The organism is Komagataeibacter sp. FNDCR2 (assembly GCF_021295395.1).
Lineage (GTDB): Bacteria > Pseudomonadota > Alphaproteobacteria > Acetobacterales > Acetobacteraceae > Komagataeibacter.
Genome location: NZ_JAIWOU010000001.1, coordinates 2761874 through 2782701, shown reverse-complemented (window position 1 = coordinate 2782701; position 20828 = coordinate 2761874). Strand labels below are relative to the sequence as shown.

17 protein-coding genes are annotated in these 20828 nt (G+C 61.4%); 9 read left to right on the top strand and 8 right to left on the bottom strand.

The annotated features are described in order from the left end of the window. Positions 1 to 102 precede the first annotated feature (102 nt). On the bottom strand, positions 103 to 1542 hold the full coding sequence (locus tag LDL28_RS13170; protein WP_233058968.1) for a M17 family metallopeptidase: 1440 nt from the start codon (positions 1540 to 1542) through the stop codon (positions 103 to 105). Positions 1543 to 1656: 114 nt separating this feature from the next. On the opposite strand from LDL28_RS13170, the gene LDL28_RS13165 reads away from it, so the two are divergent. The 3 genes from LDL28_RS13165 to fdxA all read left to right on the top strand — a co-directional run bounded on the left by LDL28_RS13165 (position 1657) and on the right by fdxA (position 5103). Beyond that, positions 1657 to 4278, top strand: coding sequence for a helicase-related protein (locus tag LDL28_RS13165; RefSeq protein ID WP_233058967.1), 2622 nt, complete (start codon positions 1657 to 1659; stop codon positions 4276 to 4278). A gap of 5 nt (positions 4279 to 4283) precedes the next feature. Further along, on the top strand, positions 4284 to 4580 hold the full coding sequence (locus tag LDL28_RS13160) for an RNA-binding S4 domain-containing protein (protein WP_233058966.1): 297 nt from the start codon (positions 4284 to 4286) through the stop codon (positions 4578 to 4580). A 190-nt stretch (positions 4581 to 4770) separates the two neighbouring features. After that, positions 4771 to 5103 (top strand): ferredoxin FdxA, encoded by a 333-nt coding sequence (gene fdxA, locus LDL28_RS13155; protein WP_010507641.1) that lies wholly within the window; start codon positions 4771 to 4773, stop codon positions 5101 to 5103. Between the two features lie 120 nt (positions 5104 to 5223). Here fdxA and cyoD read toward each other — a convergent pair whose 3' ends face one another. The 5 genes from cyoD to LDL28_RS13130 all read right to left on the bottom strand — a co-directional run bounded on the left by cyoD (position 5224) and on the right by LDL28_RS13130 (position 10516). Continuing rightward, positions 5224 to 5553 (bottom strand): cytochrome o ubiquinol oxidase subunit IV, encoded by a 330-nt coding sequence (cyoD, locus tag LDL28_RS13150; protein WP_233058965.1) that lies wholly within the window; start codon positions 5551 to 5553, stop codon positions 5224 to 5226. Next, positions 5553 to 6158, bottom strand: coding sequence for a cytochrome o ubiquinol oxidase subunit III (gene cyoC / locus LDL28_RS13145; RefSeq protein WP_233058964.1), 606 nt, complete (start codon positions 6156 to 6158; stop codon positions 5553 to 5555). The genes cyoD and cyoC overlap by 1 nt, the downstream gene beginning before the upstream one ends. Further along, complete coding sequence (cyoB, locus tag LDL28_RS13140) at positions 6158 to 8152, bottom strand: cytochrome o ubiquinol oxidase subunit I (protein WP_233058963.1); 1995 nt, start codon at positions 8150 to 8152, stop codon at positions 6158 to 6160. The genes cyoC and cyoB overlap by 1 nt, the downstream gene beginning before the upstream one ends. 5 nt (positions 8153 to 8157) lie before the next feature. Beyond that, positions 8158 to 9084, bottom strand: coding sequence for a ubiquinol oxidase subunit II (gene cyoA, locus LDL28_RS13135; RefSeq protein WP_233058962.1), 927 nt, complete (start codon positions 9082 to 9084; stop codon positions 8158 to 8160). 652 nt (positions 9085 to 9736) lie between these two features. Beyond that, positions 9737 to 10516: a Bax inhibitor-1/YccA family protein gene (locus tag LDL28_RS13130; RefSeq protein WP_233058961.1), complete on the bottom strand. Its 780-nt coding sequence runs from the start codon at positions 10514 to 10516 to the stop codon at positions 9737 to 9739. A 196-nt stretch (positions 10517 to 10712) separates the two neighbouring features. Here LDL28_RS13130 and thpR point away from each other — a divergent pair, with 196 nt between their 5' ends. From thpR to LDL28_RS13100, 6 genes are all read left to right on the top strand, one after another. Further along, positions 10713 to 11261 (top strand): RNA 2',3'-cyclic phosphodiesterase, encoded by a 549-nt coding sequence (gene thpR / locus LDL28_RS13125; protein WP_233058960.1) that lies wholly within the window; start codon positions 10713 to 10715, stop codon positions 11259 to 11261. Positions 11262 to 11527: 266 nt separating this feature from the next. Further along, positions 11528 to 11833, top strand: coding sequence for a hypothetical protein (locus LDL28_RS13120; protein ID WP_233059322.1), 306 nt, complete (start codon positions 11528 to 11530; stop codon positions 11831 to 11833). Next, positions 11724 to 13943, top strand: coding sequence for a PQQ-dependent dehydrogenase, methanol/ethanol family (locus LDL28_RS13115; protein ID WP_233058959.1), 2220 nt, complete (start codon positions 11724 to 11726; stop codon positions 13941 to 13943). Before LDL28_RS13120 ends, LDL28_RS13115 begins: the two co-directional genes overlap by 110 nt. Before the next feature lie 51 nt (positions 13944 to 13994). Further along, positions 13995 to 15401: a cytochrome c gene (locus tag LDL28_RS13110; protein ID WP_370636341.1), complete on the top strand. Its 1407-nt coding sequence runs from the start codon at positions 13995 to 13997 to the stop codon at positions 15399 to 15401. A 240-nt stretch (positions 15402 to 15641) separates the two neighbouring features. After that, on the top strand, positions 15642 to 16346 hold the full coding sequence (locus tag LDL28_RS13105) for an NAD-dependent deacylase (RefSeq protein ID WP_233058957.1): 705 nt from the start codon (positions 15642 to 15644) through the stop codon (positions 16344 to 16346). A gap of 7 nt (positions 16347 to 16353) precedes the next feature. Next, entirely contained in the window at positions 16354 to 16971 is a 618-nt protein-coding gene (locus LDL28_RS13100) for a uracil-DNA glycosylase family protein (protein ID WP_233058956.1), read from the top strand. Positions 16972 to 17008: 37 nt separating this feature from the next. On the opposite strand, the gene LDL28_RS13095 is transcribed toward LDL28_RS13100, so the two are convergent. Then, positions 17009 to 19075, bottom strand: coding sequence for a lysylphosphatidylglycerol synthase domain-containing protein (locus LDL28_RS13095; RefSeq protein ID WP_233059307.1), 2067 nt, complete (start codon positions 19073 to 19075; stop codon positions 17009 to 17011). Positions 19076 to 19114: 39 nt separating this feature from the next. Beyond that, entirely contained in the window at positions 19115 to 20722 is a 1608-nt protein-coding gene (locus LDL28_RS13090; RefSeq protein ID WP_233058955.1) for a lysine--tRNA ligase, read from the bottom strand. Positions 20723 to 20828: the final 106 nt, after the last annotated feature.

Below are 20828 nucleotides of genomic sequence, written 5' to 3'. Positions count from 1 at the left end.
GACCGGGGCTGGAGAAGCACTTTCTGCACTGCCTATATAATTGGCACTTACAGCATATATAAGTCGCAGCGCGAGAATTAGTTCGCTTGCGGGATTGTTTCTTTATCGATGCATTCTGTCCCCGATGTTAAATATATTTAATATTCCTTCGTAAGCTGCTCTTAAACCAAGGCTTTCTCCGCCCTCTGGCCGGCCGGGACGTGACACATCGTTCCACCCGTACGTATCGATATGAATCCAGCGCACATCAGTTCTGACAAAATTTTCTAGAAAAAGCGCCGCCGTGATCGCCCCAGCCGTGGGTTTGGATGAAATATTGTTCAGGTCCGCCACCGGGCTGCTCAGCCATTTGCGGTATCCCGGCCACAGCGGCAGCCGCCACAGCGGGTCGCCGCAGGCATGGCCAGCCGCCACAAAGGCCGCCGCCACGGCATCGTCATTGGCGAACAGGGCGGGCACGTCCGGCCCCAGCGCCACACGGGCGGCGCCGGTCAGCGTCGCGGCATCGACCAGCAGGTCGGGCTGGTGTTCGCAGGCGGCATGCAGCAGGTCGCACAGCACCAGCCGCCCCTCGGCATCGGTATTCCCGATCTCGACCGTCAGCCCGGATCGGGTCGTCACCACATCGGACGGGCGCATTGCCCGGCCGGACACGCTGTTTTCCACACAGCCAAGCCGCAGTTCCAGCCGCACCGGCAGGTCGCGCAGCACGATCAGCCGCGCAAGGGCGAGCATGATGGCCGCCCCCCCCATGTCCTTTTTCATCCGCAACATGGAGGAAGCCGATTTGAGGTCATAACCGCCGGTATCGAAACACACCCCCTTGCCCGCGAGGGAGATCAGCGGGGCATCATCGGTGGCGGTACTGCCGTGCCAGCGGGCCTCCACCACGCAGGGGGCCCGTTCGGATCCGCCGCCGACATGGCACAGGGTTGGAAAATCCTTTTCCAGCCGTGCCCCGCGAATGACCAGAACCTGCACGTCCAGTGGCCCGAGCGCCGCCGCCGCCGCGATGGCCAGATCATCCGGCCCCATGAGGTTGGGGGGCGTATTGATCAGCGAGCGCGCCAGATTCATGCACTGCGCCATCTCGGCCGCCGCCCGTCCGGTCGTATCCACCACCAGCCGCGCGCCGGCCGCCGCCGGGGGCATATCCCGCCCGAAAGCAGGCATGCGGTACGCACCCAGACAGAAACCAAGGGCGATGTCCGTCGCCGCGATATCCGCCGGCGCGCCGACGCGCCACAGGCCGGGGGGTAACGAATCGGGCAGCGCACCGAACACGAACGGATCGGCGCCGTCCTTTTCCTCACCCACCCCCAGCAGGGCGGTGGTGACATTGCCATCCGCGCCGGGAAGAAGCTGTACCTGACCGTACCGGGCGACAAATCCGGCCTGGCCGGCAAAGCGGGCCGCCGCCGCCCCCACAAGACCGCCCAGACCATCAAGTGCCGCGGGACGGATGGCATGCACCACCCCCACATCCTGACCGGCGACATCTTCCGCCAGGACCAGACAGTCCGGATTTTCCAACATGTTCATTAAACGCCCTCCCTGCCGCGTTTTATTCATGCCAGCGTGCGTCCGGCCACCGTGCAACGCAAGCCGCATGTGGTTTTGCTTGCATTTGCCGCCGCTTGGCCGGAGCATGCTGACATGACGGGTGTACCCTCGGGCCCTGGTGGCCCCTATCGCACTGTGGCCGGGCAGGGTTCCGGCCCCCATCCCGATATGAAGGTCCGGGCCGTGCTCGGCCCGACCAATACCGGAAAGACCCATCTGGCCATCGAACGCCTGCTTGCCCATTCCAGCGGGATCATCGGCTTCCCGCTCAGGCTGCTGGCGCGGGAAAATTACGACCGCATGGTCGCGCGCAAGGGGGCGCACGCCGTCGCCCTGATAACGGGGGAAGAAAAGATCGTGCCGCCCAGGGCACGCTGGTTTTCATGCACGGTGGAAGCCATGCCGCTGGACCGGCGGGTGGAATTCGTGGCGGTGGATGAAATCCAGCTCTGCGCCGATCCCGACCGGGGCCATATCTTCACCGACCGGCTGCTGCATGCGCGCGGCACGGCGGAGACCATGTTTCTGGGCGCCGACACCATCCGCAACCTGATCCGCCAACTGGTGCCGGGTATCGAGATCGAACATCGCCCCCGCCTGTCCCAGCTTACCCATGCGGGGGCATGCAAGCTCACGCGCCTGCCCCCGCGTTCGGCCATTGTCGCGTTTTCCGCCAGCGAGGTGTACGCCATAGCCGAACTGCTCCGCCGCAGGCGGGGGGGATGCGCCATTGTCATGGGCCAGCTTTCACCGCGCACGCGCAATGCGCAGGTGGCGCTGTATCAGGAAAAGGAGGTCGATTACCTCGTCGCGACCGATGCGATCGGTATGGGGCTGAACATGGATGTCAACCACGTCGCCTTCGCCAGCCTGTCCAAATTCGACGGCACGCGCATTCGCCCCCTTAACGCCGGTGAAATCGCGCAGGTGGCCGGACGGGCCGGGCGGGGCCTGCGCGATGGCACATTCGGCACCACCGGCACCTGCCCCGCGCTGCGTGAAGAACTGGCCGAAGCGGTGGAGCAGCACCGCTTCGACCCGCTGACACGCCTGTCATGGCGCAACAGCACGCTGGATTTCTCATCGCCCGAAGCCCTGCTACGCAGCCTCAACCACTCCTGCCCCCGCCCGGAACTGACCGCCGGGCATGAGGCCAGTGACATGCTGGCCCTTGCCGCCCTGACGGGAAATACCGAAATCCGCCCCCTCGTGCACTCCCGCGCCGCGACACGGCTGTTATGGGAAAGTTGCCAGATCCCCGATTTCCGCAAACTGGGCGATGACAGCCACGTCCGCCTGTGCGGGCGGATTTTCACCCATATCATTCACGACGGGCGCATTCCCGCCGCATGGATGGACAAGCAGCTTGCCAGTTTCTTCCATACGGAGGGCACCATAGACTCCCTCATGCAGCGGCTGGCTGGCATCCGGGTATGCAGTTACATCGCCTCGCGCACCGGCTGGATCGCCAATGCCGAACACTGGCAGGCCCGCACCCGCGAAGCCGAGGACCGGCTGTCCGACATTCTGCATGAACAACTGACCGCCCGCTTTGTGGACCGTCGCGCCACCAGCCTCATCCGCCGGCTGGATGAAGGGGGGCATGACGCCCTGCTTTCCGCCGTGACGGCACAGGGCAACGTGGTGGTGGAAGGCCATGAAGTCGGGCGTATCGCCGGTCTTGACCTGATTGCGGGCGACCATACCGATGCCGATGACGGCCGCCTGCTCATGCGCGCCGCACGCCGTGCGGTCCGTAGCGAGATCCCGCGCCGTGTCGCCCTGCTCGTGCAGGACGAGGACCGGCAGTTCGCCTTTTCCGCCGATGGCCTGCACATCCTGTGGCAGGACATGCCGATCGCGCGCCTGCAACCTGGCGCCGACATGCTGGCCCCCCGCCCGCAGGTTCTCGACAACCCCCTGCTGGACAATGCGCAGCGCGAACGCATCCGCAACCGGCTTCAGGCATGGCTGGGCCGGATCGTGCATGAACACCTGGCCCCGCTTTTTGCCGTGCAGGCCGCCGTGGCCAGCACGCCCGACCTGCGCGGTATCGTCCACCGCCTGCGCGAAGGGGCCGGAATCGCCGTCCTGCACCGGGGCGAACATTATGGGCCGGACATGATCCGCCGGTTGCGGCGGCTGGGCATACGGGTCGGGCATTACAGCCTGTTCATGCCCGCGATCCTGAAGGAACGGCCCATGCAGTTGCGCGGCTGGCTGATCGCCATCAGCCTGAACATGCCGTGCCCCCCGCTGCCCGCCATGAGCCGCGTCACCCTGCCCCCCGACGCCCTGCCCGCGCCCCTGCTGGACCGCATGGGCTGGCTGGATGCCGGGCCTGTGCGGATCCGGCTGGATATTGCGGAAAAATTCATTCTCGAACTTGCCCGCATGACCCGGCGCGCGCCCATACCGCTGCCGCCACTTCTGGCATCGCGACTGGGGGTGCGGCGCGAAGCCCTGCCCGCGGTCATGAAGGGGCTGAACATGCGCGTCTATCACCCCCGTCCCATGCCAGCCGAGCATTATGGTCCCCCTGCCCCGGTCATGGTGCGGTTCCAGCGCGAAATCGCATCCGATGGAAAGGGAAAACCCCAACACCCCGAAAAACGTAAGGCGGGAGGGAGACCGGCGCTGAAGGGTGGGGCGCGTCCGTCCCGCCGGGCCGACAGCCCGTTCGCGGCCCTTGCCACCCTGCTTAACCGTTCGTGACCGGCATGAAACAGCCTTCCGTTCCGTCTCCCACTGCCCAGCGCCTGGATCTGTGGCTGCTTCATGCCCGCTTCGGCCGCAGCCGGAGCGCCTGCGCGCAGATGGCGACAGGCGGCCAGGTACGCATCAACCGCCAGCGCGTGACCAAGGCGCATGCGCAGGTACATATAGGCGATATCCTGACCCTGCCCGCCCCGGACAGAAAAACGGTGATAGTCATTCGCATTATTAGTTGTGCCGAACGGCGGCAATCAGCGCCCCTTGCACGGCTTCTGTACGAAGTTATTCCGGAATCCACGTGAATATTGTGTCCGCAATGCAGATGCCGGCCCTGATTGTGCTTTAGCTGCCGTCTTGGGCTTGCCACAGCCGGAAAACACTCTCATATCTTCCGCCATTCCCGATGAGGTCATGCCCGATGTGGTGCCTCGTCCCTTCCAATGGCCGGGCCTATTGCCGCAGGCCGAACAAAATAATGATCGGAGATAGGCGATGACCTATGTGGTCACCGAAAACTGCATTCGCTGCAAATTCACGGATTGTGTCGAAGTCTGCCCGGTTGACTGCTTCTACGCGGGTGAGAACTTTCTCGTAATCAATCCGGATGAATGCATTGACTGCGGTGTATGCGAACCGGAATGCCCGGCTGAGGCCATCTTCCCCGATAGTGACGACCGCGCCACCCCCTGGGCCGAACTGAACGCCAAATACGCCGCGGTATGGCCCAACATCACACGCAAGATCGACGCCCCGGCCGATGCCGAGGAATGGAAAGACAAGCCGAACAAGAAAGAGCTTCTTTCCCCCGAACCCCAGAAAGGCTGATCCCCGCCTTTTCCACAGGGGTCCCATAAAAAAGACCGGCGCGATTTCTCGCGCCGGTCTTTTTTTATGCCGTCGGGACCGGAGGGCGATCAAACCCTCCGGCCCCCGCCACGATACCGCTTAGCGCGACATCATGTTGATGGACGTGTCATGCATGATGAAGACCGTGCCGCCAACCAGGACGACAACCGACAACACCGTGAAGACAAATGCCATGACGTTCCAGCGCTGAGCGGACGAACCGTTCATGTGCAGGAAGTAAACCAGATGAACAACGATCTGAATGACCGCCAGCAGGGCAATCGCCCCGGCTGTGCCGGACGGTGACATCGCATGCGACATCACGATACCGAACGCAGCGACCGTCAGGATAACGGCAAGTACGAACCCGGTAAGGTAAGACCCTACACTCCCGTGGCTCTCTCCCGTGGAGGATACATGGTCTGCCATCAGATCACACTCATCAGATAGACAAAGGTGAAGACACAGATCCAGACGATGTCCAGAAAGTGCCAGAACAGGCTGAGGCAGGTCAGCTTACCGATCATGCGCTCGTTCAGCTCGGTCTTTCCCGCCGTCTGGAACAGCAGGACCGCCATCCACAGCAGGCCGCAGGTCACGTGCAGACCATGCGTACCCACAAGCGTGAAGAAGGAGGACAGGAACGCACTGCGATCCGGGCCGTTACCTTCAGCAACCATGTGAGAGAACTCACGGATTTCCATGAAAAGGAAGCCCAGCCCCAGCAGGAAGGTCACCCCGAGCCAGGTCCGCATGGTGCTGACCTTGTTGTCGTGGGCGGCGATCATGCCGAAACCATAGGTAATGGAGCTCAGCAGCAGGATGGCGGTTTCAATGCCAACACCGGAAAGCTCGAACACTTCGTGGCCGGTCGGACCGCCGGCGAACTGGTTGCGCATCACCGCGAACACTGCGAACAGCGAACCGAAGATGACACAGTCCGTCATCAGATACAGCCAGAACCCGAACACCACAGGAGATTCGTGGTGTTCGTCGTGGTCGTGGACTGCATCAGCAGTAATGTTTTGCGCCATTATTCCGCTGCCTGTGCTGCCATAAGGTTACGGGAGTGCTCCTGTTCGATACGAACAATCTCGGAGACCGGCACATAGTAGTCGACATCGTTGTTGGCAGAACGGGCAATCACCGTAGCGATGATACCGATCAGACCAACAGCGGCCAGCCACCAGATATACCAGATCGCACCGAAGCCAAGCACGAAGCTGAAGGCACCGATCACGAAGCCGCATGCCGTATTCTTGGGCATATGGATCGGCTTGTAGTCGCCACCAACCTTGCGGGTATCGATACCGGCTTCCTTGTCATGAGCAAAGGCATCCAGCTCATGCACGGTCGGCACGATGGCAAAGTTGTAGAACGGCGGCGGCGAGGAGGTGGACCATTCCAGCGTACGAGCGTTCCACGGATCGCCCGTCAGGTCACGGTTTTCAGCCAGGTTACGGTCACGGACCGAAACGTAGATCTGCATGAGCTGGCAGACAACACCAAGCGCGATGAGCGCGGCGCCGAAAGCGGAGATCAGCAGCCAGGGATGCCATTCCGGATTGTCGTAGTGGTTCATGCGGCGGGTCATGCCTTCGAAACCGACAACGTAGATCGGCATAAAGGCGAAGTAGAAACCAACCAGCCAGAACCAGAACGCCCGCTTGCCCCAGGCTTCATTCATCTTGAAGCCGAACGCCTTCGGGAACCAGAAGTTCATCGCGGCGACGTAACCGAAATACACACCACCGATAATCACGTTATGGAAGTGGGCAATAACGAACAGGCTGTTGTGCAGAACGAAGTCAGCAGCCGGGATCGCCAGCATCACACCGGTCATACCACCGATGGAGAAGGTGATCATGAAGCCGATCACCCAGTACATGGTCGCGTGGAATTCGACACGCCCCTTGTACATCGTGAACAGCCAGTTGAAGATTTTCACCCCGGTCGGAACCGCGATGATCATCGTCATGATACCGAAGAACGTGTTCACGTTCGGGCCGGCACCCATGGTGAAGAAGTGGTGAGCCCACACGAGCAGCGACAGGATCATGATGGACGCGGTGGCGTAGACCATGGTCTTGTAGCCGAACAGCGGCTTGCGTGCGAAGGTCTGCGTGATTTCGGAGAAGGCACCGAAAGCGGGCAGAACCAGAATGTACACTTCCGGATGGCCCCAGCCCCAGATCAGGCTCAGGTAGAGCATCTGGTTGCCGCCACCATCATTGGTGAAGAAGTGCATGCCAAGGTAACGGTCCAGACCCAGCAGCCCCAGGGCCACGGTCAGGATCGGGAAGACGGCCATGATCAGCACGGTCGTGCAGAAGATGGTCCAGGTGAACACCGGCATACGCATGTAGTTCATGCCCGGCGCGCGCATCTTCACGATGGTGGTGAAGAAGTTCACACCCGTCAGCAGCGTGCCCACACCGGACAGCTGAACCGCCCAGATATAGTAGTCAACACCGACACCGGGGCTGAACTGCTGCTCGGACAGGGGCGGATACGCCAGCCAGCCGCACTGCGAGAACTCACCGATGAACAGGGAGACGTTGACCAGCACGAAGCTGACGGTCGTCATCCAGAAGCTCAGCGTGTTCACGAACGGGAAGGCCACGTCGCGTGCACCGATCTGCAGCGGCACCACGATGTTCATCAGACCCTGCATGAACGCCATGGCCATGAAGAAGATCATGATGGTGCCGTGGGCGGAGAAGATCTGGTCATAGTGGTGCGGCGGCAGGTAGCCGGGGTTGCCGGCATAGGCCAGCGCAAGCTGGGAGCGCATCATGATCGCGTCCGCGAAACCACGGAACAGCGCCACGAGGGCCACAACGATATACATGACACCAATGCGCTTGTGGTCGACCGAGGTCAGCCATTCACGCCACAGGTAGCCCCATTTACCGTAATAGGTGATGAGACCGACAACGGCCAGGCCAGCAATGGCAGCACCGATGAAAGTCCCGACAAGGATCGGCACATCATAAGGAATGGCCGACAAAGTTAATTTGCCTAACATCTGTCCTATTCCTTCATGTTCATGTCGGACATCGCGGACTGCTGCACGTGCAGCATCTTTCCGGTGCTCTTATCCATGATCATGCCGTTGTTGTACTTGGCAACGATCTCATCAAAGAGACCCGCGTCGACATGCGAGAAGTATTCAACCGGGTTGGCCTCGCTCGGCGCGGCCAGCTTCGGATAGCTTGCGCTGTCCAACTGCTCGGAAGAAGCCTTAACCTTCTCGACCCACGCGCTGTACTGGTCCGCAGGCATGGCCAGCGCACGGAAACGCATGTCGGAGAAGCCACGGCCGCTGAAGTTGGACGATTCACCCTGGAAATCACCCGGTTCATTGGCGATGAGGTGCAGTTGTGTCTGCATCCCGGCCATGGCGTAGATCATCGTACCGAGCTGCGGGATGAAGAAGGAATTCATCACGGAGTCAGAGGTGATCCGGAAATCGACCGGCGTATTCACCGGCATGGCAAGCTGGTTGACCGTTGCGATCCCTTCGTCCGGATAGACAAAGAGCCACTTCCAGTCCAGCGCCACAACATCGACATGAATTGGCTTGACGTTAGCTTCCGCCTCGAGAGGCTTGTACGGATCAAGCGAATGACACGTCTGATAGGTCAGCACCGCCAGGAACAGAATGATCAGGCTGGGGATGGCCCAGATAACCACTTCGATCTTGTTGGAATGCGACCATTTCGGCAGGTATTCGGCCGATGTATTGGACTGACGGTACTGCCATGCGAACAGCAGCGTCAGGATACATACCGGCACCACGACCAGCAGCATCGCGAACAATGCCGTCATGATCAGGTTTTTTTCCTGAAGGCCGATTATGCCCTTGGGGTCGAGCGTATCCCATGTGCAGCCTGCTAACAGCACTGCTGAAGATAAGCTCATCAACTTCGTTAATCTTGGCAAGATTTTTTTCTTCATCTCACGCCTCGTTGGTTTCGACATCACCCTGTTTTGCTCACATCCTCGCTTCATCCACGGGCTTAGACAACAACGGCCACGCTATACGCCCCACAGGGAAAATGCACCTGGCCTTTCCCCTGCATCCAGCGACATCGCGCCACGTCGACTCCCGAAAATGACAATCGTCACTTTCAGTTTGCATCCGTCATGAGTTAGTTGCCGACCGGCTGACCATGATTTTGATCAATACGGCCCGCCAGACCTTACGTAATCATTACTGTCAGGGCAGATCGGACCATAAATCGCGATGCCGTCCTGTGTACTGAAGCGCATGCTCTGTGCCGCTTACCCTTTCATATAGTTTTTCTATTCAAGGGTTATCCGACCTGAATGGCCCTATAGGCAAGCCTTCACATAATATTTCAGAACATTACACAGTGGCTGATTTATCTTTAAAAATCCCGGTTTTACAAGGCATTGCTTAACTGTCATGAACCTCACACTCCCGTCATCATATAATTTCATTGTGTAAATAAGTCTTATCTATTTTGACGGATCGTCCACAAAATCAGTCTTTTCATGCAAAAAGGGCTGCCGCTTTCGCGACAGCCCTCCATTTTCGCCAAATCAGACCTTTCGGGTCTGAAATTTACAGGACTCCTGTCCTTCCTCAGTCATTGCTGCTGTTACGCACGCCCATGAACTGAAGCAGGAACTGAAACAGGTTGATGAAGTTGAGGTAGAGATTCAGCGCATCGTAAACCGACCGCTTGGCCGCCTGATCCGGTCCTTCATAATAGGCGAACTGCTGGTAGGTGGCCTTGATCCGCTGGGTGTCGAACATCGTCAGCCCCACGAACAGCAGCACACCGACGGCGCTGTAGACGAAATACAGCCCCGGGCTGGCAAGGAACATGTTCACCACGCCCGCGATGATAAGACCGAACAGACCCATCATGAGAAAGGAACCGAAGCGGCTGAGGTCGGTACGAGTCGTGTAACCCCATATCGACATGGTGCAGAACGTCGCCGCGGTGATGAAGAACACCCGCGTGATGGAAACGCCAGTGAACACCATGAAGATGTTGGACATGCTGGCGCCCATCACGCCACAGAAGAGCCAGAACAGTGTCTGGACCGCCTGCGTGGACAGTCGGTTCACGCCAAAGGACATCACCATGACAAAGCCCAGCGGCGCGATCATGGCGAGCATGGCCAGGCCCGTGGGCCGGATCGCCACCATTCCCGTGGGGGTGGCGACATGTTGGAAGAACAGCGCCTGAAGGCCGGTATTGGCGATCAGGTACGCCACCAGCCCGGTCAGCACCAGTCCCGATGCCATCCAGTTATAGACTCGCAGCATATAGGCGCGCAGGCCCATATCGACGGAGCCTGCGGCACTCTCAGCGGCGGGGCGGACGAAGCTCCGCGAATCAGGGCCAAAAGCCATTGTTTTTCCTTCCTGCACGTCCTTGACTGACGTGCCTCTCCCTGAATGTGGGAACATGCTAGAACACGTTCAAGAACCTCAGCGTGTCCAACACATTACAATACGGCAACATGCCCGGCATGCGCGGCGTGGGATATATATACTGTACGCGCCCTGTGCGACCCATGCCGTCCGCTCTTTTATTCACAGGTACTTCATGCGTCTTTTTGTCGGACTGGAATTTCCACCTTCCCTGCAGCGCGTGGCTGGTGAACTCAGGGGCAGCCTGCCTGATGTGGTATGGTACCCGCCGGATTCCTACCACCTCACGCTACATTTCATGGGGGAGATCACCCAGCGGCCGGTGCTGGAGGACATACACCATGCCCTGGCGGCAATTCGTGCGCCCCACCCCGGCCTGCGGCTGACCGCGCCCGGCCTGTTCGAGTCCGAAACGCGCTACGGACCGGACACGTTATGGATTGGCCTTGCCGCCGATCCTGTGCTTGTACAACTGCAACACAAGATCCGCGCGACCCTGAACAGGATCCTGCCTACCCCGGCCAGACGCGGGCGGCGCTTTGTGCCACATGTGACGCTCGGGCAGTCACAACGCACCGATTCCGACCAGCGGCAGCGCTGGCTGGCCACCCCCCTCCCCGCATCGGAGGAAGAGCATGTGGGGCATTTCACCCTGTTCCAGTCCCTGCGCCGCGCGGATGGACCTTTTTACGAACCGCTGGAACACTATCCGCTGGCTCCCTGATTCCCCCGCGCATACCGTTACGCATAGGGGCGTATCGGGTTCCGGCATGTCCCCCATTTATATATTTATTGAATAATAAAAATATATTTCGCGCCATTCATTGTGAACTGGCCTGATGGGAGATGTTGGCCAATCACTTAAATTATTTATTTATATCAATGGTATAATTGAATTGTGCCAGATTTTGCGGTTATCCGTTTCATTGCTTATCTGACAACATATTCACGATTTAGTGATCTTGAACACTAAATTGTCAGGAGACGGACGTGCCAGCCTCAGTATGTTCGGATGAAACGGACTACCTGCTTTTTCTTCTGCTAAATCGCCGGTTTCCCGTCTGGATGGATAAGGGACGCAATACGCGTTTCCCGGCCAGTGACAGACAGGAAACCGGCCCCGGCAAAAAGTTGCGGCGGCGGCGTCCTGAATTCGAAACCGTTAGTTTTTCTGAGGACATCACATATGATTTCTGCCGTTTTCGGAAAAAGACGTTCTCTGAGCAGAACGCTTACAGCCGGAACGATATGTGCGGCTCTCATCTCGGGTTATGCCACCATGGCATCGGCGGATGAGGGGCAGGGCGCCACGGGGGAAGCGATCATCCATGCTGATGATCATCCCGGTGACTGGCTTACCTATGGCCGTACCTATTCTGAACAGCGCTACAGCCCGCTGGATCAGATCAACCGTTCCAATGTCGGAAACCTGAAGCTGGCCTGGTATCTGGATCTCGATACCAACCGTGGCCAGGAAGGCACGCCGCTGGTTGTCGATGGCGTCATGTACGCCACCACCAACTGGAGCATGATGAAGGCCGTGGACGCCGCGACCGGCAAGCTGCTGTGGTCGTACGACCCGCGCGTGCCCGGCAACATCGCGGACAAGGGCTGCTGTGACACGGTCAACCGTGGCGCGGCCTACTGGAATGGCAAGGTCTATTTCGGCACGTTCGATGGTCGCCTGATCGCCCTGGACGCCAAGACCGGCAAGCTGGTCTGGAGCGTCAACACCATTCCGCCCGAAGCGGAACTGGGCAAGCAGCGTTCCTATACGGTTGACGGCGCGCCCCGTATCGCCAAGGGCCGCGTGATCATCGGTAACGGTGGTTCCGAATTCGGCGCGCGTGGCTTCGTCACGGCGTTCGATGCCGAAACCGGCAAGGTTGACTGGCGCTTCTTCACGGTTCCCAACCCCAAGAACGAGCCTGACCACGCCGCGTCCGACAGCGTGCTCATGAACAAGGCCTACCAGACCTGGAGCCCGACCGGCGCCTGGACCCGCCAGGGCGGCGGCGGCACGGTGTGGGATTCCATCGTGTACGATCCCGTGAGCGACCTGGTTTATCTGGGCGTGGGCAACGGTTCGCCGTGGAACTACAAGTACCGCTCCGAAGGCAAGGGCGACAACCTGTTCCTGGGCAGCATCGTCGCGCTGAAGCCGGAAACCGGCGAATACGTCTGGCATTTCCAGGAAACGCCGATGGACCAGTGGGACTTCACCTCTGTCCAGCAGATCATGACGCTTGACCTGCCGATCAATGGTGAGACCCGCCACGTCATCGTTCATGCGCCGAAGAACGGCTTCTTCTACATCATCGATGCGAAGACCGGTGAGTTCATCTCGGGCAAGAACTACGTCTATGTGAACTGGGCCAGCGGCCTCGACCCGAAAACGGGCCGTCCGATCTACAACCCCGATGCGCTCTACACCCTTACGGGCAAGGACTGGTACGGCATTCCGGGTGACCTTGGCGGCCATAACTTCGCGGCCATGGCGTTCAGCCCCAAGACCGGGCTCGTCTACATTCCGGCCCAGCAGGTTCCGTTCCTGTACACCAACCAGAAGGGCGGGTTCCTGCCGCACCCGGATAGCTGGAACCTGGGTCTGGACATGAACAAGGTCGGTATTCCCGACTCGCCTGAAGCCAAGCAGGCCTTCGTGAAGGATCTGAAGGGCTACCTCCTGGCCTGGGATCCGCAGAAGCAGCAGGAAGCCTGGCGCGTGGACCACAAGGGTCCGTGGAACGGCGGCATCCTGGCCACGGCCGGAGACGTATTGTTCCAGGGCCTGGCAAACGGCGAATTCCATGCCTATGACGCGACGAACGGGTCCGACCTGTTCCACTTCGCGGCGGATAGCGGCATTATCGCACCGCCCGTGACCTATCTTGCCAATGGCAAGCAGTATGTCGCGGTTGAAGTGGGCTGGGGCGGCATCTATCCGTTCTTCCTGGGTGGGCTTGCCCGCACCAGCGGCTGGACCGTCAACCATTCGCGCATCATTGCCTTCTCGCTCGATGGCAAGGCTGGCGCGCTGCCCAAGCAGAACAACGCGGGCTTCCTCCCCGTCAAGCCGCCGGCACAGTTTGACGCCACCCGGACGGATAACGGCTACTTCCAGTTCGAGACGTATTGCGCCGCCTGCCATGGTGACAATGCCGAGGGCGGTGGCGTGCTGCCCGATCTGCGCTGGTCCGGCTCCATCCGCCACCAGGATGCGTTCTACAATGTTGTTGGCCGCGGCGCGTTGACCGCCTACGGCATGGACCGCTTCGACAGCAACATGAACCCGAACGAGATTGAGGATATCCGTCAGTTCCTGATCAAGCGTGCGAACGAGACCTATCAGAGGGAAGTTGATGCCCGGAAGAACGCCGCCGGTATTCCCGAGCAGCTGCCGTAATCCCGGTTTTGACAATTTTTCGCATCAACGCGACGCATGATGGTGAACATAATGATCAACAGGCTTAAGGTGACATTCAGCGCGGCAGCGTTTAGTCTGCTTGCTGGGACGGCATTGGCGCAGACGCCAGATGCCGACTCCGCGCTAATCGAGAAGGGAGCGTATGTCGCGCGGCTGAGTGACTGCGTGGCGTGTCATACCGCTCTCCACGGTCAGGCCTATGCGGGCGGGCTTGAAATCAAGAGCCCGGTCGGCACGATTTACTCCACGAACATTACTCCGGATCCGACTTACGGTATCGGGCGCTACACCTTCGAAGACTTCGACGAAGCCGTGCGCCATGGTGTCCGCAAGGACGGTACCTCGCTGTATCCGGCGATGCCCTACCCGGCCTTCTCGCGCATGACGAAGGAAGACGTGCAGGCCCTGTACGCCTACTTCATGCATGGCGTGAAGCCGGTCGCGCAGCCGAACAAGCAGCCGGATATTTCCTGGCCGCTGTCCATGCGCTGGCCGCTGGGTGTGTGGCGCATGCTCTTCTCGCCCGCGCCCAAGGACTACACCCCCGCCCCCGGCACCGATGCCGAGGTCGCGCGTGGTGAATACCTGGTGACTGGCCCCGGCCATTGCGGCATGTGCCATACGCCGCGTGGCTTCGCCATGCAGGAAAAGGCGCTGGACACGGCGGGTGGTCCTGACTTCCTGTCCGGTGGCGCGCCGATCGACAACTGGGTTGCGCCGAGCCTGCGCAATGACCCGGTCGTGGGTCTGGGCCGCTGGAGCGAGGACGACATCTACCTGTTCCTGAAGTCCGGTCGTATCGACCACTCCGCCGTGTTCGGTGGCATGGGCGATGTGGTGGCATGGAGCACCCAGTACTTTACCGATGACGACCTGCGCGCCGTCGCGAAGTATCTGAAGAGCCTGCCGCCGGTCCCGCCGTCACAGGGCAACTACACCTACGATCCCTCCACCGCGAACATGCTGGCTTCGGGTAACACCGCCAGCGTTCCGGGTGCTGATACGTATGTGAAGGAATGCGCCATCTGCCACCGTAACGATGGTGGTGGTGTCGCCCGCATGTTCCCGCCGCTGGCTGGCAACCCGGTCGTCGTGACCGAGAACCCGACCTCGCTGGTGAACGTGGTTGCGCATGGTGGCATCCTGCCGCCGAGCAACTGGGCGCCGTCCGCGGTCGCCATGCCGGGTTACAGCAAGTCGCTGTCCGCCCAGCAGATCGCCGATGTGGTCAACTTCATCCGCACAAGCTGGGGCAACAAGGCGCCGGGCACCGTGACCGCCGCCGACGTGACCAAGCTGCGTGACACCGGGGCTCCGGTTTCCAGCTCGGGCTGGAACAGCACCAGCAGCGGCTGGTCCGTGTTCTTCCCGCAGCCCTATGGCGCAGGCTGGACCTTCGCACCGCAGACGCATACGGGTCAGGATACCGCGCAGTAAGGCGCAGGGGTGGCTTCTCCGGAAGCTACCTTCTTCCTGATCTCGACTACGGAAAAACCGCCATGGAGACATCCATGGCGGTTTTCTTATGGGCAGTATCCACGCCCGCGCCTATGGTGAGGGAATGTTTCAGGAGCCCGGAGCCGAAATCCGGAACATACGTCCGTCGTGGCCGCCGCCCCAGGCCCGTCAGCGGTGCTTTTGGAACACTCTCTTCGCCATATGGGAGGATGTAGCGGCATGCGGCGCATCGTGGTCCTGACTGGAGCAGGCATCAGCCAGGAATCCGGCCTGCAGACCTTTCGCGGGGCGGACGGGCTGTGGAACAATGAGCATATCGAGCATATCTGCACGCCACAGGGCTTCAGGCGGGATCCGCTGCGGGTGGACCGTTTCTATAACGACCTGCGGGCCAGATTACCCGCCGCGCAGCCCAATGCCGCCCATCTGGCGCTGGCGGCGGTGGAACAGGCCGCGCGTAGCGGCCGGTGGCAGGGGCAGCTCACCATCGTCACCCAGAATATAGATGACCTGCATGAGCGCGCGGGCAGTCAGGATGTCATCCATATGCATGGCGAACTGCTGCGGCTGCGCTGCACCCGGTGCGGCATGACGCCCGTATGGCGGACCGACTGTTACCCCGATACGCCCTGCCCCGCCTGCCATGCGCCCACGCTGCGGCCTGACATCGTATGGTTTGGGGAAATGCCCTATCATATGGATATTATTGAGAAACGGCTGGCGGAATGCGACCTGTTCGTCGCCATCGGCACTTCAGGCGTTGTCTATCCTGCGGCGGGATTTGTGGACAGCGTGGCCGCTCACGCGGATACGATGCTGTTCAATCTTGAAGCCCCCTCCGGCCCGGCCCCCTTCGACCAGACCATTCTCGGCCCCGCGACGCATACGGTACCTGCCTGGACCCGCGACCTGCTGGAGGGGTAGGAGAGCCATGGCCGAAACGCTTGAAGACCTGCTCAACGCCATTCGTGACTGCCGGACCTGTGCGATGCATCTGCCGCTGGGGCCGCGCCCGGTCGTGCATATTTCCCGCACCGCACGGCTGCTGATTGCAAGCCAGGCGCCCGGTACGCGGGTGCATGAAACCGGACAGTCCTTTAACGATGCCTCCGGCGACAGGCTGCGGGCGTGGATGGGCATAGACCGGGCCACTTTTTACGATACGACCCGCATTGCACTGGTGCCCATGGGGCTGTGCTATCCCGGGCGTCTGCCCCAGGGTGGAGACTGCCCGCCCCGCCCGGAATGCGCACCGCAGTGGCGTGAACGGATCATGGCGCAGATGCCCGATATAGAACTGACCCTGGTGGTGGGATCCTATGCCCAGAAACATATTCTGGGGGCGGGGCAGGTGGCCCGGCGCTGCCTTGATTTCCGGCATTACCTGCCCCGTTATTTCCCGCTCCCCCATCCGTCATGGCGCACCGGGGCATGGGAACGGCGCACACCGCAATTCGGCCAGGACGTGCTGCCGGCCCTGCGCGCCTGCGTCCGGGCCGTGCTGGCCGGGCAACCCGTGCCGAAAATCCCACCCGCCAATGCGCCGTGAAAGACCCGGCGAAAAGGCTGAAATACCGCTTGGAATATCAGCAGTCAGTCTGCCCTGTCAGGGGAAAGGCATCGCGCATGAGCGGCCTGACCCGGGGCAGATCCGTGGCCGCGGCACATAGGAAACTGGAGGAAGCCGAGTCTTCCTCGGCCGTCAGCGGCCAGGATGTCAGCCCGAGTTCATTATAAACCGGCAGCAATGTCGTGCCCACGTGCCAGAATACCGGGCGACGCCCCTCCTGCACCGCAAGGTCGCGCAGCCACCATATGGCGGATGTACAGTCATCAGCCTCACCCGCCGGGTCACCCAGCCCCACAAGATAGGACCCGATCCGCACGAACGGCAGCAGCGCCTCCCGCCGCGCGCCCTGTATCAGCCCCGACGGCACCGGCGTACCCTGCCCTATCCCCTCCAGCGCATGATCGAGGGCGCAATACTGGGCCTGCGTCGTGGCATCCCAGGGCAGGACGTGAATGCGCCCCGGCCGGACCAGACGCACAATCATGGTCAGGCCCAGCATGACCGCCAGCCCGAGCGTCCACTGCGTGATACCGGGGCGGGAGGCAAACAGCATGATCTCCCACCAGCTCCCGCCCACCGAATCATGCGGGCCAGCCAGCATCAGGATCACGATGGAGCCGATCAGCAGCACGATGGACACGATGGTCTGGAAAGACAGCGGTTCGCTCAGGATCCGGGCATGGCGGTAATAGGATCCACGGAACGGGGCGACGAGAATACAGACCAGCATGAGCAGGCCCGGCACCACGAGGGGCGACCCACGCAGCAGCGTCAGGCCACAGGCGACCGACAGCAGGGTGATCGTGACCTTCCATGCCAGCGTCACCCGCTGCGACAGGCCAATGCCCAGCCCGATCAGCACCACCCCGATAAGGGAGAGCAGGTAATCCCCCATCATGACAAAAACAGGCTGAAGCCTGCCCGCGTTCAGCCACCCTTCCGGGTCAAGCAGGGTCAGCGCCAGAAGGAGCGCGCCGCACAGGGAGACGGCGCCCGTCGCCACGGCCACGGAAAAATCGGCCTCGCTTTCGCGAATGACCTGACTGGGGCGGTCCGTGCGCGGCCCCCGCAGCGGACGGCGCGCACCGACCTTGCGCGAAAGGGCGGCATCCCCGCGCAGGAACAGTTCATGCGAGGCGAACATGATGCCCGCCACGAACAGGGGAACGATATAGTAGAACAGGCGGAAGACCAGAATGGCGGTCACGATGCGCGTGGCGGGCAGGTACGCACTGAGCGCAAGCATCATCGTGCCGTCAAAAACCCCGAGCCCCCCGGGCACGCTGGCCACCAGCCCCGCCGTGTAGGACGCGATGTAGATGGCAAGGAACGTACCGTAATCCAGCCCCGGCGCCGATGGCACGAAGGTATAGGCGATCGCCGCCGTCACCGCGACTTCCAGCGCCGCGACCGTTGTCTGCATCACCGCCATGGCGGAGGACGGGAAGGTTATCCGCCATCGCCAGACCCTGATCTCGTTGACATAGCGCCCCATGACGACATAGGCGATCACCCCGCCCCACATCACCATGCCCACCAGCCGCATGAGCACGGTGGGCAGTTCCTGCCCGATGAAGGGCACCGTGGCCGGTTCCAGCACCAGCACGCTGCCGATCAGGACCGCCGCCCCCAGCAGGTAGGTGGCCGAGCAGAAGGCAATGATCTGGGCAACCTGAAACGGTCTCAGGCCCCAGTTGCCATACAGCCTGAAGCGCACTGCCGCCCCGGAAATGGCCGAAAACCCCAGATTATGCGACAGGACATAGGAACAGAACGCCGCGAACGCCGTACGCCGGAACGAGAGCGCGCACCCCACCTGCCGCACGGCCAGCCAGTCATAAAACGACAGGACGAGATAGGACAGCAGCGTAAAACCCGCCCCCGCCCACAGTGTCGTCGCCGGAATGGCGGCCAGCGCCTGGCTTATGTCATGCCAGTGCAGGTGCCGCACTTCGCGCTGGACCACCACGATGGCGGCCAGCAGCAGCAGCAGGCCCAGTATGTGGGGCAGGTGACGCAGTATTCCCCGCCTGCCCGGGGGGGGCGTTCCATCAGGCTTCCCACCCGTATCGCGCGGGGCCATGGCGTCGTCGTGACGCGGGTGTTCGGCCATGGCTGGCCCCTAGCCTGCCGCCCTTTCGTCACGGGTCAAGGCCGCCTCGATCAGGGCCACGGTTTCCGTGATCCCGTACAACGCGACAAAAATCCCGAAACGCGGGCCTTCCTTCTGCCCCAGCAGCACTTCATACAGGCAGCCGAACCACGCACGCAGCGGGTCGAAGCCATGGGTCTTCCCGATCTCGAACACCAGGTTCTGGCAGGTATCGGGGGAGACATCCTCCCCCTCCAGCCCGCGCAGGGCTTCGGCCAGATCGGCCAGCGCCTTGCGCTCATGCGCGTCGGGGCCGCGATAATGCTTCGTGGGGCGGACAAAATCGGCATAATAGACAATGGCATGGTCCACCAGACGCGCCAGCATCGGGCAGCTTTGCGGTGTGGCGGCGGCGTCGTAACGCTGGATGAACTTCCACAGCACATCCGGCGTCTCGGCATTGGCGACACTGGCCAGATTGAGCAGCATGCCGAACGTGACGGGGCTGCCCGCGCTGGCCGGAATTTGCCCCCCATGGATGAACCATGCCGGGTTGGTCAGCAGGGCCGGGTCATCAGCGGCAAGCGTCTTCGCCTTGCCCACATGGGCCAGATATTCATCCGTCGCCTTGGGGATGACATCAAAGAATAGCCGCTTGGCGCGCTGCGGGGCGTTGAACATGTACTGGCCCAGACTTTCCGCCGGGGCGTAGCGCAGCCATTCCTCGACGGAAATGCCATTGCCCTTCGACTTGGAGATTTTCTGCCCGTTCTGGTCCAAAAACAGCTCATAGGTCAGGCCCGCTGGCGGCTGGCCGCCAAGGATGCGGCAAATCCTGCCCGACAGCCGCACGCTGTCGATCAGATCCTTGCCCGACATTTCATAATCGACACCCAGCGCGTACCAGCGCATGGCCCAGTCGGCCTTCCACTGCATCTTGGCGTGGCCGCCGGTCACCGGGGTTTCAAATGTCTCGCCATCCTCATCCGTCCAGCGCACGGTGCCCGCGACCGGGTCGATCGCATCCATGCGCACCTGCATGACCTGGCCGGTGCGGGGGTGGATGGGCAGCACGGGGGAATAGGTGGCGCGCCGTTCCTGCCCCAGCGTGGGGGCGATCACGGCCACGATTTCGTCATGCACTTCCAGCACGCGCTTCAGGGCGGCGTCAAAACGGCCCCCTTCGTAATACCGGGTGGAAGATGCGAATTCATATTCAAAGCCGAAACCGTCCAGAAAGGCGCGGAGCCGGGCGTTGTTATGCGCGGCAAAGGAATCGTGCGTGCCGAACGGGTCCGGCACGCGTGAAAGCGGCTTGCCGATGAACTGGCGCAGCATGTCCTGGTTGGGCACGTTTTCGGGCACCTTGCGCAGGGCGTCCATATCATCCGAAAACGCCAGCAGCCGCGTGGGCAGGCCGGTCAGCCCCGTAAAGGCCTGCCGCACCCATGATGTGCGCGCGACCTCCCCGAACGTGCCGATATGGGGCAGGCCCGACGGGCCATATCCGGTTTCCAGCAGCACGGGCCGTTCCGCCGTCACCGCGCGCGCGCCGACATGCGCGGACAGCTTGGCGGCTTCCTCGAACGGCCAGGATTTGGGAAGGGGAGAGATAAGGGGACGATGCTGTTCTGACATGGACCGGCAAGCTATGGGCAGGAATGACGCGGGTCAATCCATCCTATTCCACACCACGGGGCGCGGCAACGGGAATGACATGACACGCGGCGGGCGACAGACGCCC